The 14190-nt window shown below is 61.2% G+C and carries 11 protein-coding genes and 4 tRNA genes; 14 read left to right on the plus strand and 1 reads right to left on the minus strand.

Features of this window, described 5'->3' with window-relative positions:
- The first annotated feature begins 43 nt into the window (after positions 1-43).
- From GIW28_RS11205 to GIW28_RS11265, 13 genes are all read left to right on the plus strand, one after another.
- On the plus strand, positions 44-2611 hold the full coding sequence (locus GIW28_RS11205) for a FimV/HubP family polar landmark protein (RefSeq protein ID WP_236446629.1): 2568 nt from the start codon (positions 44-46) through the stop codon (positions 2609-2611).
- Between the two features lie 225 nt (positions 2612-2836).
- Positions 2837-3661 carry a tRNA pseudouridine(38-40) synthase TruA gene (truA, locus tag GIW28_RS11210; RefSeq protein ID WP_056861241.1) on the plus strand — a complete coding sequence of 275 codons (825 nt, stop codon included), beginning with the start codon at positions 2837-2839 and terminating at the stop codon, positions 3659-3661.
- Positions 3662-3725: 64 nt separating this feature from the next.
- Entirely contained in the window at positions 3726-4358 is a 633-nt protein-coding gene (locus GIW28_RS11215) for a phosphoribosylanthranilate isomerase (RefSeq protein WP_138453734.1), read from the plus strand.
- A gap of 245 nt (positions 4359-4603) precedes the next feature.
- Positions 4604-5524: an acetyl-CoA carboxylase, carboxyltransferase subunit beta gene (accD, locus tag GIW28_RS11220; RefSeq protein ID WP_003234319.1), complete on the plus strand. Its 921-nt coding sequence runs from the start codon at positions 4604-4606 to the stop codon at positions 5522-5524.
- A complete protein-coding gene (gene folC / locus GIW28_RS11225; protein WP_099548305.1) occupies positions 5521-6828 on the plus strand; it encodes a bifunctional tetrahydrofolate synthase/dihydrofolate synthase in 1308 nt (435 codons plus the stop codon). Before accD ends, folC begins: the two co-directional genes overlap by 4 nt.
- Positions 6812-7486 carry an SPOR domain-containing protein gene (locus GIW28_RS11230; protein WP_138453023.1) on the plus strand — a complete coding sequence of 225 codons (675 nt, stop codon included), beginning with the start codon at positions 6812-6814 and terminating at the stop codon, positions 7484-7486. The genes folC and GIW28_RS11230 overlap by 17 nt, the downstream gene beginning before the upstream one ends.
- A 183-nt stretch (positions 7487-7669) precedes the next feature.
- Positions 7670-8227: a CvpA family protein gene (locus tag GIW28_RS11235; RefSeq protein WP_003212681.1), complete on the plus strand. Its 558-nt coding sequence runs from the start codon at positions 7670-7672 to the stop codon at positions 8225-8227.
- Between the two features lie 41 nt (positions 8228-8268).
- Positions 8269-9774 (plus strand): amidophosphoribosyltransferase, encoded by a 1506-nt coding sequence (gene purF / locus GIW28_RS11240; protein WP_017138746.1) that lies wholly within the window; start codon positions 8269-8271, stop codon positions 9772-9774.
- A 65-nt stretch (positions 9775-9839) separates the two neighbouring features.
- Complete coding sequence (locus GIW28_RS11245; protein WP_017138747.1) at positions 9840-11051, plus strand: O-succinylhomoserine sulfhydrylase; 1212 nt, start codon at positions 9840-9842, stop codon at positions 11049-11051.
- 11 nt (positions 11052-11062) lie between these two features.
- On the plus strand, positions 11063-11827 hold the full coding sequence (locus GIW28_RS11250) for an SDR family oxidoreductase (protein ID WP_020372699.1): 765 nt from the start codon (positions 11063-11065) through the stop codon (positions 11825-11827).
- Positions 11828-11934: 107 nt separating this feature from the next.
- A tRNA-Val gene (locus tag GIW28_RS11255) sits at positions 11935-12010 on the plus strand.
- Between the two features lie 55 nt (positions 12011-12065).
- Positions 12066-12142, plus strand: a tRNA-Asp gene (locus tag GIW28_RS11260).
- A gap of 105 nt (positions 12143-12247) precedes the next feature.
- Positions 12248-12324: transfer RNA gene (locus GIW28_RS11265), tRNA-Asp, on the plus strand.
- A 230-nt stretch (positions 12325-12554) separates the two neighbouring features.
- On the opposite strand, the gene GIW28_RS11270 is transcribed toward GIW28_RS11265, so the two are convergent.
- A complete protein-coding gene (locus GIW28_RS11270) occupies positions 12555-13838 on the minus strand; it encodes an NAD(P)/FAD-dependent oxidoreductase (protein WP_099549905.1) in 1284 nt (427 codons plus the stop codon).
- 184 nt (positions 13839-14022) lie between these two features.
- On the opposite strand from GIW28_RS11270, the gene GIW28_RS11275 reads away from it, so the two are divergent.
- Positions 14023-14099, plus strand: a tRNA-Val gene (locus tag GIW28_RS11275).
- Positions 14100-14190: the final 91 nt, after the last annotated feature.

Raw genomic sequence — 14190 nt, forward strand, 5'->3', positions numbered from 1 at the left:
ACCTTCTCGCAGGCCGGGGAGTGTTCAGACAAAGGATGAGGCTATGGTTCAAGTTCGCAAACTGGTGTTAGCAATAGCGGCCGCCTCGGCGCTGTCCTCCGGTATGGCGCAGGCGCTGCAACTTGGGGAGATGACCCTCAAATCGAAGCTGAACCAGCCGTTGTCGGTGGAAATCGAATTGCTCGACGTAGGCGGCCTCACGGCTGCCGAGATCACCCCGAGCCTGGCCTCCGACCAGGCGTTTGTAGATGCAGGCGTTGACCGCCAGGCGTTTCTCAATGACCTGACGTTTACCCCGGTGGTCAACCCCAGCGGCCGCAGTGTGGTGCGCGTCACCTCCAGCAAGCCGCTGCCCGATTCCTACGTACGTTTCCTGCTGCAGGTGCAGTGGCCCAATGGCCGCTTGATGCGCGACTACAGTGTGTTGCTCGACCCGGCCAAGTTCGAGCAGCCGGCGCCGACCGCCAACGCGCCCGCGCCGCGCTTGAGCGCACCGGCCAGCACTGCGGCCGCCAACCCGGCGAAGACCGCCAGCAAATCCGCTCAACACACCACGACCTCTCACGACACCTTGTGGGAAATTGCCGAAAAGAATCGCAACGGTGCGTCGGTGCAGCAAACCATGCTGGCCATCCAGGCGCTTAATCCTGATGCCTTTGTCGACGGCAACATCAATCGCCTGAAAACCGGCCAGGTCCTGCGCCTGCCGGACCGCCAGCAAGCCACCAGCTTGCCGCAGCCCGAGGCGATTGCCGAAGTGACTGCGCAAAATGCTGCCTGGCGCGCAGGTCGTCGCGCAGCCAGTAACCCGGTGGCGGGCAAGCAACAGCTGGACGCGACCAAGCGCACCCAGGCGGGCAATGCGCCGTCGAGCACCACGGCCAAGGACAACTTGAGCCTGGTCTCGGCGGAGTCGGCCAAAAAAGGCGCAAAGGGCAAGGCCGGTGATAGCCGAGCGGTGAGCGATAAACTGGCGATGACCCAGGAGCAGCTGGACACCACCCGTCGCGACAATGAAGAGCTCAAAAGCCGTGCGGCGGACCTGCAAAGCCAGCTGGACAAGCTGCAAAAACTGATTCAACTGAAAAACGATCAACTCGCCAGGTTGCAGGCCGGCAACCCTGAGCCAGCGGCACAGGCGACAGCGGCGATGCCGGCTCAATTGGCGGCTGAACCTGCGGCCACGCCAGCACCGGCTGAGGCGGCGCCCGTTGCCGCAGCACCCGCGCCTGAGCCAATCAAGGCGCAGGACACGCCTGCCACCAACGAAGGCAAGTTCAACGAGCTGCTGACCAATCCGATCGTCCTTGGTGTAATCGGTGGCGCGGCTGGCTTGCTGGTGTTGTTGCTTCTGCTGCTGTGGGCGCGCCATCGCAATGCGCGCCTCGAAGAGGAAAAGCACCTGCGCATGGCACGCGCGCTGGCCGAAGAACCGGCATTTACGCCAAATGTGGATCACGATCTGCCTGCGGACAGCTTCGAAGGCCTTGAGGTGGCAGCGCCGAACGTTAAATTGGCTGCTGCTCCAGCGCCGGCGGCGGTTGCTGAGCCTGTGGTGGTGCCATCGGTCGCCTCCGTGCTGGCGCCATTGGCCGTCGCCGTCGCCCCGGAAAACTCCAGTGATGCACTGGCGCAAGCGCAATCCCATATCGACCGTGGCCACCTGAACCAGGCCGCCGATGTGCTGGAGCAGGCGATCAAGCGCGAACCCAAGCGCAGCGACCTGCGCCTGAAGTTGATGGAAGTCTATGGCCTGCAAGGCGACAAGGACGGTTTCGTCACCCAGGAGCGTCAACTGGTGGCCAATGGTGAAAACCATGCCCAGGTCGAGCAGCTCAAAAACCGCTTCCCGGCCATGGCCGTGTTGGCGGCGGGCGTCAGTGCTGCGGTGGCAGCGGCGGCCCTGGATGCTCAATACGTCAAGGACTTGCTCGAAGACAAGCCCGCCGCGCCTGCCCCGGAGCCTGAGGCGTTCGACACCGATTTCGACCTGAGTCTGGATGACCTGGAAGCGGCGTCACCCACCGTAGTCAGCCCGAAAGACGCGCCGAGCTTTGAGTCGGTGCTGCAACAGCAGACCGAAGCCAAGGCCAGCCCTGATGACCTGTCGGACTTCGACCTGGACTTGCAGCTTGAGGCTCCGTCTTCGCAGGCCGATGACGACTTCCTGTCGGGCCTGGAAGATCAAATGAAGGACGTGCCGGCTGTTGAGCCGCCGACCCTCAAGCCGGCTGCGCTGGACGATTTTGACCTGCCGGAGGACTTCGACCTGTCCCTGGCGGACGAGCCGCAAGCCCCGGCCGTTGCCAAGCCTGATGCATTCGCCTCGGAGCTCGATGACGTCAACGCAGAACTCGATCGCCTGTCTTCGAGCCTCGAGCATCCGCCGATCGAGCCTTCCTTCACCGCTGAAGACGCGGCGTTGGGCGCTGATGAGCCGGAGTTTGACTTCCTTTCCGGCACCGACGAGGTCGCCACCAAGCTGGACTTGGCCCAGGCTTACATCGACATGGGCGATGCGGATGGCGCAAAGGACATCCTCAATGAAGTGCTGACCGAGGGCAGTGAAGAGCAGCGCGGTGAAGCCAAGGAAATGCTCGGCAAAATCTAACAATTGATACAAACCCCCTGTGGGAGCTGGTTTGTGCGGGAGCTGGCTTGCCTGCGATGGCGTCAACCGGGTCTCAACTGTAGACCGAGGTGCCTGTATCGCAGGCAAGCCAGCTCCCACACAACAAAAGCGCCCCGCATAGCTCCAGCGCCTTTATAATGCCCGCCTTCGCGCAACTCATCGGGCTCTCAGTTCTTGGCAAATATAGATAACGCGGCTGCCGAAATGGCGGCCGCAGGCTTTAACCGCATCGCCTTGGGCGTGGAATATAAAGGTTCGCGCTATCGCGGCTGGCAGCGCCAGGCTTCAGGTGTGCTGACTGTGCAGGAAACCCTCGAAAACGCGTTGTCGAAGGTGGCGGATTCGCCGGTCTCGCTGATGTGTGCCGGGCGTACCGATGCCGGTGTGCATGCCTGTGGCCAGGTGGTGCACTTTGACACCCAGGCCGAGCGCACGCTGAAAGCCTGGGTGATGGGCGCTAATATCAATTTGCCCCATGACGTCAGCGTGACCTGGGCCAAGGTCATGCCTGCGCATTTTCATGCGCGCTTCAAGGCCATTGCCCGGCGCTACCGCTATGTGATCTACAACGATCAGATCCGCCCGGCGCACCTGAATCAGGAAATCACCTGGAACCACCGCCCGCTGGATGCCGAACGTATGGCCGAGGCCGCCCGGCATCTGGTCGGCGTGCATGATTTCAGCGCCTTCCGTGCGGGGCAATGCCAGGCTAAATCGCCGATCAAGGAAGTCCATCACCTGCGCGTGACCCGTCACGGCAAGATGATCGTGCTGGATATCCGCGCCGGTGCTTTCCTGCACCACATGGTGCGCAATATTGCCGGTGTGCTGATGACCATCGGCACTGGCGAGCGCCCGGTGGAGTGGGCGCGGGAAGTGCTGGAGAGCCGCGTTCGCCGCACCGGCGGTGTCACGGCGCACCCGTTCGGCTTGTACCTGGTGGATGTGGAGTACCGCGACGAGTTTGAATTGCCGCAGCGCTTTATCGGTCCACATTTCCTCACAGGTTTCAGCGAACTTGACGGCTGACGCCTGCAAGCGCTTTTGTTACCATCCGGGACTTTCTCGGCCCAACCCCTGAGGTTTCCACGACATGCCAGCCGTTCGCAGCAAGATTTGCGGGATTACCCGCATAGAAGACGCGCTGGCGGCAGTCGAAGCGGGGGCGGATGCCATCGGTTTCGTGTTTTATGCCAAGAGCCCGCGCGCGGTGAATGTGTTGCAGGCGCGGGCGATTATCGCTGCGCTGCCGCCATTCGTCACCACCGTGGGGCTGTTCGTCAACGCCAGCCGTTGCGAACTCAACGAAACCCTGGATGCCGTGCCGTTGGATATGCTGCAATTTCACGGTGACGAAAGCCCCGATGAATGCGAAAGCTACCAGCGCCCGTACATCAAGGCGCTGCGCGTCAAGGCCGGAGATGACATTGCTGCTGCGTGCGCCGCCTATACTGGCGCTCGCGGCATTTTGCTGGATACCTATGTCGAAGGCGTGCCCGGCGGCACGGGTGAGGCGTTCGACTGGACGCTGATTCCCGAAGGCTTGAGCAAGCCGATCATTCTCGCAGGTGGGCTCAATCCCGCGAATGTCGCGGTGGCCATCGAGCAGGTCCGGCCTTATGCGGTGGACGTCAGCGGCGGAGTGGAGCAGGGCAAGGGCATCAAGGATCACCACAAGATTCGCGCATTCATGCAGGCCGTGCGCAACAGCAGTGGCGCGATGTGACGGCTGGCAGTCTGCCGCCGTCCATAACTACCACTGTGTAGAACAGCACCGGTGCCGCCTGCGGGAGGCCCGGAAATGAAGTGGCAACCCTGCGTTGGCAGGTTGTCTGGAAGGCTGAGGATACAGGCGGGAAATGGCCGGTCGAACGTCTGACCCCGTCCAGCCTGTGTCATCGCCACATATGAATTTAGCTCAAGGGCATACGCGGGGCTGTGTTCAAGCCACCGGTACTGGAGAAAGAAAGCATGAGCAACTGGTTAGTAGACAAACTGATCCCTTCGATCATGCGGTCCGAGGTGAAGAAAAGCTCGGTTCCTGAAGGTCTGTGGCACAAGTGCCCATCCTGCGACGCGGTGCTGTACCGCCCGGAGCTGGAAAAGACCCTGGACGTTTGCCCCAAGTGCAACCATCACATGCGTATCGGCGCCCGTGCGCGCATCGACATCTTCCTGGATGCCGACGGCCGTAACGAGCTGGGCGCAGACCTGGAGCCGGTTGACCGTCTCAAGTTCCGCGATGGCAAGAAGTACAAGGACCGCTTGACCGCAGCGCAGAAGCAGACCGGCGAAAAAGACGCGCTGATTTCGGTCAGCGGCAAGCTGCTGGGTATGCCGGTGGTAGTGTCCGCGTTCGAATTTTCCTTCATGGGCGGTTCCATGGGTGCCATCGTTGGCGAGCGTTTTGTACGTGCCGCCAACTACGCGCTGGAAAATCGTTGCCCGATGATCTGCTTCGCTGCCTCTGGTGGTGCGCGCATGCAGGAAGCGCTGATCTCCTTGATGCAAATGGCCAAGACCTCTGCGGTACTGGCACGTCTGCGTGAAGAAGGCATCCCGTTCATCTCGGTACTGACTGACCCGGTTTACGGTGGTGTTTCCGCCAGCCTGGCGATGCTGGGTGACGTGATCGTCGGTGAGCCCAAAGCACTGATCGGCTTTGCCGGCCCGCGCGTGATCGAGCAGACCGTACGTGAAAAGCTGCCGGAAGGCTTCCAGCGCAGCGAGTTCCTGCTGGAGCATGGTGCGATCGACCTGATCATCCCGCGCGGTGAACTGCGCCCACGCCTGGGTAACCTGCTGGCGCAAATGATGGGCTTGCCGACGCCTGTGTACGTCGCACCTAAAATCGAACCTATCGTTGTTCCGCCGGTGCCAGCAAACCTATGACCCAACGTACCCTGGGCGAATGGCTCGCTTACCTTGAGCAGTTGCATCCGTCAGCCATCGACATGGGCCTGGAGCGCTCGCAACAGGTAGCGGCCCGCCTCGGGTTGGGCCGCCCGGCGCCGCGTGTAATCACGGTGACCGGCACCAACGGCAAAGGCTCTACCTGTGCCTTTGTCGCGGCGCTGCTGCAAGCCCAAGGGCTTAAAGTAGGCGTCTACAATTCTCCGCACCTGCTGCGTTATAACGAGCGGGTGCAGCTCAATGGCATCGAAGCCACTGACGCGCAGCTTTGCGAAGCCTTCGCCGCACTGGATGCCGGCCGTGGCGAAATTTCCCTGACTTACTTTGAAATGGGCACCTTGGCGGCTTTCTGGCTGTTCGAGCGTGCGCAGTTGGATGTGGTCGTGCTGGAAGTCGGGCTTGGCGGGCGTCTGGATACCGTTAACGTGGTGGACGCCGATATCGCGCTGGTAACCAGCATTGGTGTCGACCATGCGGACTATCTGGGCAACACTCGCGAGTCGGTGTCTTATGAAAAGGCCGGGATCTTCCGCCAAGGCAAGCCGGCGCTGTGTGGTGACCTGAACCCGCCGCAGCCTTTGCTGGACAAGGTGCGCGAGCTGGATTGCCCATTTTACCTGCGCGGCCGCGAATTCAATCTCGAAGTTGGCGACCAGCATTGGCAGTGGCGCGGGTGTGATGCGCGTGCCCAGGTGGTAGAGCTGCGGGATTTGCCGCTGCTGAACCTGCCGATGGAAAACGCCGCGCTGGCGCTGCAAGCGTACCTGTTGATGGATCTGCCGTGGAATCCCGAGCAGATTGCTGCCACGTTGCTGGCTACTCGTGTGGTGGGGCGCCTGGATCGCCGCACATTCGAGTGGGAAGGCAAGCGTTTGAACCTGCTGCTGGATGTGGGGCACAACCCGCACGCCGCCGAGTACCTGGCGCAACGTCTGTCACGCACGCCACCTGCCGGTCGTCGCCTGGCGGTGTTCGGGCTGTTGGCTGACAAGGATCTGGACGGTGTGGTTGCGCCGTTACTCGGCAATGTCCAGGCTTGGGCGGTAGCGCCGCTGGACACGCCGCGCAGTCGCCCGGCTGCCGAACTGCAAGTGGCATTGCAGAACCTTGGTGCGTCGGCGGCGTCGTATGCAAGCGTCACTGCAGCGCTTGAGGCGCAATGTGCAGTGGCGACGGCCGAGGACGAGATTCTGTTGTTCGGATCATTTTATTGTGTTGCCGAGGCGCTTGAGTGGTTGGCCCGGCGCTCCACGGAGGAAGCTGCACATGGCATTACTGGATAGCGCATACAAGCAGCGAATGGTCGGAGCCCTGGTATTGGTGGCGTTGGCGGTGATTTTCCTGCCGATGCTGTTTTCGCGCCAGGACGAACAGCGCCAGGTCGTGGTCGAGGCACCGGCAGCGCCACAGGCGCCAGCGATGCCGCAAGTTCAGGTGGAGCCGGTGGTGGTGCCTGAGCCGCAGACGCTGCCTGAAGAACCGGTGCCGAGCGATGATGAGGTGGCTGCGCAAACGACTCCAGCGGCGCCAGCAGTGCCGGTGCAACAGAGTGTGCCGGTGGTCAAACCGGCGCCCGCTCCAGCGGCCCCGGTGGTGGCTGCCAAACCTGCTGCGCCAGCCCCTGCGCCCAAGCCTGTAGCGCCACAACCAGCCGCGCCGGGCAAGCCGGATGTCGGTCAAAGCCGTATCGACCCGAATGGTCTGCCGATCAGTTGGTCGATCCAGCTCGCCAGCCTGGCCAACCGTGAAAGCGCCGATGCCTTGCAGAAAAAGTTGCGTGCCCAGGGGTATAACGCCTATATCCGCAGTGCCGACGGCAAAAATCGCGTATTTATCGGGCCGCTGATCGAGCGCGCCGAAGCGGATCGCCTGCGTGACCTGCTGGGGCGACAGCAGAACCTGAATGGGTTTGTGGTGCGGTTCCAGCCTGAGCGCGGCTGAGTAAAGGGTTGGAATGCAGGGCAAATGTGGGAGCTGGCTTTTGTGGGAGCCAGCTCCCACATTGTTTTTGGGTGGTCTTGAGATTGCTCAACCCATTGATTTGCAAAGCACCCACAATCACAGCTTACCGATAGCCCAGCGCTCTGCTAAAATGCGCCGCCTTATCCGTACGTAGGCTGCACTGTGCCATTTACCTGGGTTGATTGGGCGATCGTAGCAATCGTCGCCATCTCCGCTTTGATCAGTCTAAGCCGCGGCTTCGTAAAAGAAGCACTGTCGTTGCTGACCTGGATCATCGCAGGAGTTGTAGCCTGGATGTTCGGTGGTTCACTGTCGGTTTACCTGGCCGGGTATATCGAAACACCTTCGGCTCGCGTCATTGCGGGCTGCGCCATCATGTTCATCGCCACGCTGTTGGTGGGGGCAATGGTCAATTATCTTATTGGCGAGTTGATACGTGTCACCGGCCTCTCCGGGACCGATCGATTTCTCGGCATGGCCTTCGGCGCCGCGCGTGGCGGCTTGCTGGTGGTTGTGGCGGTCGGGCTGTTGAGCCTGGGGCCGGTACAGCAGGATTCGTGGTGGCAGGAGTCGGTACTCGTGCCAAAATTTCTATTGGTTGCAGATTGGTCCAAGAACCTCATATTGGGGTGGAGCAGTCAGTGGCTGGCCAGCGGAATCAGCGTACCCGCTGATCTTCCGTTCAAGGAACACCTCTTGCCGGCCAAAACGCCTCAGTAAGTAGTGTTCAGTCAAGATTCATTAAGTAGGGGTTGCGTCGCATGTGTGGCATCGTCGGTATCGTCGGTAAGTCGAACGTCAATCAGGCGCTGTATGACGCGCTAACCGTCCTCCAGCACCGCGGCCAGGACGCTGCCGGTATTGTGACCAGCCACGACGGCCGGTTATTCCTGCGCAAGGACAATGGCCTGGTGCGTGACGTGTTCCATCAGCGTCACATGCAGCGCCTCGTCGGGCACATGGGCATTGGCCATGTGCGTTACCCGACTGCCGGTAGCTCGACCTCGGCCGAAGCTCAACCGTTTTACGTCAACTCGCCTTACGGCATCACCCTGGCGCACAACGGTAACCTGACCAACGTTGAACAGCTGGCCAAGGAGATTTACGAATCTGACCTGCGCCACGTCAACACCAACTCCGACTCGGAAGTGCTGCTCAACGTGTTCGCACATGAGCTGGCCCAGCGCGGCAAGTTGCAGCCGACCGAAGAAGATGTATTCGCTGCCGTGACCGACGTGCACAACCGTTGTGTTGGTGGTTATGCCGTCGTCGCAATGATCACCGGTTATGGCATCGTCGGTTTCCGTGACCCGCACGGCATTCGCCCGATCGTGTTCGGCCAGCGTCACACCGACGAAGGCGTCGAGTACATGATCGCGTCCGAAAGCGTGTCCCTGGACGTGCTCGGCTTCACCCTGATCCGCGACCTCGCGCCGGGCGAAGCCGTATACATCACCGAAGACGGCAAGCTGCACACCCGTCAGTGCGCGATTGCGCCGAAACTCACTCCGTGCATCTTCGAACACGTCTACCTGGCGCGTCCGGACTCGATCATCGACGGTGTTTCGGTGTACAAGGCGCGCCTGCGCATGGGCGAGAAGCTGGCCGAGAAAATCCTGCGCGAGCGTCCTGAGCACGATATCGACGTGGTGATCCCGATCCCGGACACCAGCCGTACCGCTGCGCTGGAGCTGGCCAACCACTTGGGCGTCAAGTTCCGCGAAGGTTTCGTCAAGAACCGTTATATCGGCCGTACCTTCATCATGCCTGGCCAGGCGGCGCGCAAGAAGTCGGTGCGCCAGAAGCTCAACGCCATTGAGCTGGAATTCCGCGGCAAGAACGTGATGCTGGTCGACGACTCCATCGTGCGCGGCACCACCTGCAAGCAGATCATCCAGATGGCTCGCGAAGCCGGTGCGAAGAACGTGTACTTCTGTTCCGCCGCACCTGCCGTGCGTTACCCGAACGTGTACGGTATCGACATGCCGAGCGCCCACGAGCTGATCGCCCACAACCGTTCGACCCAGGATGTAGCCGACCTGATCGGTGCCGACTGGTTGATCTATCAGGACCTGCCAGACCTGATCGAGGCGGTCGGTGGTGGCAAGATCAAGATCGCCGAGTTTGACTGCGCCGTGTTCGACGGCAAGTACGTGACCGGTGATGTCGACGAGGCCTACCTGAACAAGATCGAGCAGGCGCGTAACGACTCGTCGAAGATCAAGACCCAGGCGGTCAGTGCGATCATCGATCTGTACAACAACTGAGTAAACACCGGCCCTGAGGGGCCGGTTTTGTATCTTAAATAGAGTATTGAGTAAGGAGTCGCAGCATGAGTCAGGAATGGGATGCCGGTCGGTTGGACAGCGACCTCGATGGCGTAGCTTTCGATACCCTGGCTGTGCGCGCCGGTCAGCACCGCACCCCGGAAGGTGAGCACGGTGACCCGATGTTCTTCACCTCCAGCTATGTATTCCGCACCGCTGCCGACGCGGCTGCGCGCTTTGCCGGTGAAGTGCCGGGCAACGTTTACTCGCGTTACACCAACCCGACCGTGCGTGCGTTCGAAGAGCGTATCGCGGCCCTGGAAGGCGCTGAGCAGGCGGTGGCCACGGCGACCGGTATGGCTGCGATCCTGGCAGTGGTGATGAGCCTGTGCAGTGCTGGCGACCATGTGCTGGTGTCGCGCAGTGTGTTCGGCTCCACCATCAGCCTGTTCGAGAAGTACTTCAAGCGCTTCGGCATCGAAGTGGACTACGTGCCCCTGGCGGATCTGTCCGGCTGGGATGCGGCGATCAAGGCCAACACCAAGCTGCTGTTCGTCGAGTCGCCGTCCAATCCGCTGGCCGAGTTGGTAGATATCGCCGCGTTGTCCGAAGTGGCCCACGCCAAGGGCGCGATGCTGGTGGTCGATAACTGCTTCTGTACGCCGGCGCTGCAACAGCCGTTGAAGCTGGGCGCGGACATTGTTGTGCACTCTGCCACCAAGTTCATCGACGGCCAGGGCCGTTGCATGGGCGGCGTAGTCGCCGGCCGCAGCGAGCAGATGAAGGAAGTGGTGGGTTTCTTGCGCACCGCCGGGCCGACTCTGAGCCCGTTCAATGCGTGGATCTTCCTCAAAGGCCTGGAGACCCTCAGCCTGCGCATGAAGGCCCATTGCGCCAATGCCCAGGCCCTGGCCGAGTGGCTGGAGCAGCAGGACGGGATTGAGAAAGTCCATTACGCCGGTCTCAAGAGCCACCCGCAACACGCGTTGGCCCAGCGTCAGCAGCGTGGTTTCGGCGCGGTGGTGAGCTTTGAAGTTAAAGGCGGCAAAGACGGCGCCTGGCGCTTTATCGACGCAACGCGCCTGATCTCCATCACGGCCAACCTGGGTGACAGCAAGACCACCATCACCCACCCCAGCACCACCTCCCACGGGCGCCTGGCGCCACAGGAGCGTGAAGCGGCCGGCATCCGTGACAGCCTGATCCGCATTGCAGTGGGCCTGGAAGACGTAGCCGACCTGCAAGCTGACCTGGCTCGCGGGCTGGCTGCCTTGTGATCGAGTGGTCCATGGAAACAGCAGCGGCCGGTAACGGCCGTGTTGCGCTGGTGACGGGCGCCGCCCGAGGCATTGGCCTCGGCATCGCGGCATGGCTGATCAGCGAAGGCTGGCAGGTGGTGTTGACCGACTTGGACCGCGAGCGCGGCTCCAAGGTGTCCAAGGTGCTGGGTGACAACGCCTGGTTTATCAGCATGGACGTGGCCGACGAGAAGCAGGTCGCCCAGGGCGTTGCCGAAGTGCTCGGCCAGTTCGGTCGCCTGGACGCGTTGGTGTGCAACGCCGCCGTGGCCGACCCGCGCAATATCACCCTCGAAAGCCTCGACCTGGCGTACTGGAACCGCGTGCTGGCGGTAAATCTCAGCGGGCCGATGCTGCTGGCCAAGCACTGTGCACCGTACCTGCGTGCCCATGGCGGCGCGATCGTCAACCTGGCCTCGACCCGCGCGCGTCAATCGGAGCCCGACACCGAGGCCTACGCGGCGAGCAAGGGCGGGCTGTTGGCCCTGACTCACGCGCTGGCCATAAGTCTTGGGCCGGAGGTGCGGGTCAATGCCGTCAGCCCTGGCTGGATCGATGCGCGTGATCCAGCGGCGCGGCGTGCCGAGCCTTTGACCGATGCCGATCATGCCCAGCATCCGGCGGGCAGGGTGGGCACGGTTGAGGACGTGGCGGCGATGGTGGCGTGGCTGCTGTCGCGTCAGGCAGGGTTTGTCACTGGCCAAGAGTTTGTGGTCGACGGCGGCATGAGCAAGAAGATGATTTACAGCGAGTAGGGCGGGTAGCCGCCTTGAAGCAATTTTGTCTTTTTCAGAAAAACTTCAAGCAGGCTATTGACTTAGGTCTGCTACCTGCGTAAATTTCGCGGCCTCAACGAAGCAAAGGGTGATTAGCTCAGCTGGGAGAGCATCTGCCTTACAAGCAGAGGGTCGGCGGTTCGATCCCGTCATCACCCACCACTTCTTGAGAGTTTTGCCTTCGGGCAAGACGCAACGTTAAAGGTTGCACCGACGCGCAGCGGTAGTTCAGTCGGTTAGAATACCGGCCTGTCACGCCGGGGGTCGCGGGTTCGAGTCCCGTCCGCTGCGCCATATTTTCCAGGTCCGATTTGTCGGGTTTGAGATTGAAAGGCTTAGGCTGATCAGTCAGACGTTTAAAGACAGTTGAGGGTTTAGGCTCAACTGGTGAAGCGATACGCAGCGGTAGTTCAGTCGGTTAGAATACCGGCCTGTCACGCCGGGGGTCGCGGGTTCGAGTCCCGTCCGCTGCGCCATATCTGCCCCAAGGCCCACTGAACGCCTTGGAGCACAAAGCAAGTGTTAAGCTGCTTTGATCCGATAGCAAAGACCCTGGTCGAAAGACCGGGGTTTTTTGTGTCTGCGATTTGATATTTTGGGTTGAGCTTCTTCTGAAGCTGCCACTGGTCAATGTGGGAGCTGGTTTGCCTGCGATAGCTACACCTCGGTCCAAGGTATGGCCATCGTCGGCAGCCAGCTATCGCAATCAGAACCCCAGCTTATCCCGCAGCCCGTAATACCAGGCACCCATCGCCGCAAACGGTGTGCGCAACAGTTGCCCGCCCGGGAACGGGTAGTGCGGCAGGTCGGCAAACGCATCAAAACGCTCTGCCTGGCCTCTCAACGCTTCTGCCAGCACCTTGCCCGCCAGGTGCGTGTACGTCACGCCGTGGCCACTGCAGCCCTGGGAGTAATAGATGTTGTCGCCCAGGCGACCCACCTGTGGCAGGCGCGACAGGGTCAGCAGGAAATTGCCGGTCCAGGCGTAATCGATCTTCACATCCTTGAGCTGCGGGAAGGCCTTGAGCATCTTCGGGCGGATGATCGCTTCGATGTTGGCCGGGTCGCGCGCGCCATACACAACGCCACCGCCGAAGATCAGGCGCTTGTCACTGGTGAGGCGGTAGTAGTCCAGCAAGTAGTTGCAGTCCTCGACGCAGTAGTCCTGCGGCAGCAAGGTCTTGGCCAGTTCATCGCCCAGCGGCGCGGTGGTGATGACCTGGGTGCCGCACGGCATCGACTTGGCCGCCAGCTCCGGCACCAGGTTGCCCAGGTAGGCATTGCCCGCGACGATGATGAACTTGGCCCTGACCTTGCCCTCGGCGGTGTGTACCACAGGGTTGGCGCCGCGCTCGATGCGCACCGCCGCAGACTGCTCGTAAATCGTGCCGCCCAGGGACTCTACCGCCGCTGCTTCGCCCAGTGCCAGGTTGAGCGGGTGAATATGGCCGCCGCTCATGTCCAGCAGGCCGCCGACATAGTTGTCACAGGCCACCACTTCGCGGATACGGCGCTCATCCAGCAACTCAAGCTGCGTATGGCCGTAGCGCTCCCACAGGCGCTGCTGCGACTCCAGGTGGCCCATGTGCTTGCTGTTGAGTGCAGCGAACACACCGCCGTCCTTCAAGTCGCACTGGATCTGGTACTTGGCCACGCGCTCACGAATGATCCTGCCGCCCTCAAACGCCATCTGCCCCAGCAACTGCGCCTGCTTGGGGCCAACGCTGCGTTCGATCACGTCGATGTCGCGGCTATAGCTGTTGACGATCTGGCCACCATTGCGGCCCGAGGCGCCAAAGCCGACCTTGGCGGCTTCCAGTACCGTCACGCGAAAACCGTTCTCCAGCAGAAACAGCGCGCTGGACAGGCCGGTATAACCGGCGCCAATCACGCAGACATCGGTTTCGACTTCACCTTGCAGCACCGGGCGTGGCGGAACCGCATTCGCGGACGCGGCGTAATACGACTGGGGGTAGGGGGTGTTCGCCATCCTGGAACCTCTGTTTTATATTTTTTACGAGTGCGCCGATCCTACCTGAGTTGAAAATTGCCTGCCAGCCACCCGAAAACCCCGGGCATGCCTTTCACAAATAAAAAATTCGCATATTCATAGGGTTAGCTGCAAAAAAGATGTTGACACCCCTTCGGAATTCCGTAGAATGCCGCCTCACAGCAGGCACGTAGCTCAGTTGGTTAGAGCACCACCTTGACATGGTGGGGGTCGTTGGTTCGAGTCCAATCGCGCCTACCAAACAAAATCCGCTCTGCTGGGCGGTCTAGAAGGGCTCACCGAAAGGTGGGCTCTTTTTTGTTGTCTGCGATTTGCAAAACTTCCTTATCAA

The organism is Pseudomonas sp. PA-5-4B (assembly GCF_021606215.1).
GTDB classification, from domain to species: Bacteria; Pseudomonadota; Gammaproteobacteria; order Pseudomonadales; family Pseudomonadaceae; genus Aquipseudomonas; species Aquipseudomonas edaphica.